We start from the raw sequence: 1,336 nt of genomic DNA, 5'->3' as shown, positions 1-1,336 counted from the left end.
TGCTGCAACAAGAATATCCTACCTTCCACGATCTGTTACAGTTTCGCAATCAATACACCCTCGCCAAAAACCTCGACATTCCTGGAATTATTCGTCCCTACAGTTTAGAACCGTACCGCAACAGCTACGCGCTGGTGATGGAAGACTTTGGCGGTGTTTCCCTGCGAGACTATGTTCGCAACCAGTCACTTTCCCTCGCAGAAGTGTGGGAAATTGCCCTGCAAGTGGCTGACATCCTGCACAACTTGCACGCCTGTCGCGTCATTCATAAAGATATTAAACCCGCCAACATTCTCATCCATCCAGAGACAAAACAAGTTAAGTTAATTGACTTTTCCATCGCTTCACTATTGCCCAAAGAAACGCCAGAAATCAAAAACCCCAATCGACTCGAAGGCACGCTGGCCTATATTTCCCCAGAACAAACCGGACGGATGAATCGGGGAATTGACTACCGCAGTGATTTCTACGCCTTGGGGGTGACGTTATTTGAATTATTAGCCGGACAATTGCCCTACCAGTCCGATGACCCGATGGAGTTGGTGCATTGCCACATCGCCAAACAACCGCCTTCTCTGACCCAATTCAACATTCCAGAAGCTCTTGCTCAAATCGTGGCGAAACTGATGGCGAAGAATGCCGAAGAGCGTTACCAGAGTGCATTGGGGTTAAAACACGATGTAGAGATTTGTCTGAATCAATTAAAGGAAACAGGCACTATTGAGCCATTTGAAATTGGTCAGCGGGATGTGTGCGATCGCTTCATTATTCCCGAAAAACTCTACGGTCGGGAAACGGAAGTACAAGCGTTGTTAGATGCTTTTCAACGAGTTTCCCAAGGCGACACCGAGCTAATGCTAGTAGCCGGATTTTCCGGGATTGGTAAAACAGCGGTCATCAATGAAGTCCATAAACCGATCGTTCGGCAACGGGGCTACTTCATCAAAGGCAAGTACGATCAGTTCCAGCGGAATATTCCCTTCTCTGCTTTTGTCCAAGCGTTTCGTGACTTGATGGGGCAATTGTTAAGTGAAAGCGATGTCCAATTGGCGGCATGGAAAGCCAAAATTCTTGCCGCTGTGGGCGAAAACGGACAGGTAATTGTGGATGTGATTCCCGAATTAGAACGGATTATTGGGCAACAGCCCCCCGTCTCAGAATTATCCGGTAGTGCGGCGCAAAATCGCTTCAACTTACTCTTGCAAAAATTCATCCAGGTGTTCACCACAAAAGAACATCCCTTGGTAATGTTTTTGGATGACTTGCAATGGGCAGATTCGGCTTCCCTGAACTTGCTGAAGTTATTGATGAGCGAAGCGAGTGCGGGATATTTACT

At 47.3% G+C, this 1,336-nt stretch carries 1 protein-coding gene; it reads left to right on the top strand.

Going from position 1 to position 1,336, the window contains the following annotated elements:
- Positions 1–2 precede the first annotated feature (2 nt).
- A partial coding sequence (locus MiSe_RS49130) for an ATP-binding protein (protein ID WP_444980650.1) occupies positions 3–1,336 on the top strand: 1,334 nt, incomplete at its 3' end.

The sequence above is a fragment of the Microseira wollei NIES-4236 genome (assembly GCF_020521235.1).
GTDB lineage: Bacteria > Cyanobacteriota > Cyanobacteriia > Cyanobacteriales > Aerosakkonemataceae > Microseira > Microseira wollei.
This window is presented reverse-complemented; position numbering and strand designations above follow the sequence as displayed.